At 47.6% G+C, this 208-nt stretch carries 1 protein-coding gene; it reads right to left on the bottom strand.

What is annotated here, in order from left to right; translation table 11 throughout:
• Positions 1–187 (bottom strand): amidohydrolase family protein (locus HJY11_RS14845; protein ID WP_279571123.1); only part of this gene is annotated, 187 nt, incomplete at its 3' end.
• Positions 188–208: the final 21 nt, after the last annotated feature.

Genomic DNA, 208 nt, shown 5'->3' with positions numbered 1-208 from the left:
CTTTTGCAACCATGTTTCCGTTCGTCATAACTTCCTCCACCTGGAATTCGTGGAGATCATTGACAAAAAGAATATCGGCAATTCTGCCCGGACATATGGAACCTACCAGATGATCAATACGGTATGCTTCCGCACTGTTGATAGTTGCCATCTGGATGGCCGTCATCGGCTCTACCCCTGCTTTCATCGCAAGACGCACAACATTGTC

It is taken from the genome of Bittarella massiliensis (ex Durand et al. 2017), from assembly GCF_017566145.1.
GTDB lineage: Bacteria > Bacillota > Clostridia > Oscillospirales > Ruminococcaceae > Bittarella > Bittarella massiliensis_A.
The sequence above is the reverse complement of the archived record's forward strand: the minus strand, read 5'-3'. Positions and strand labels throughout refer to the sequence as shown.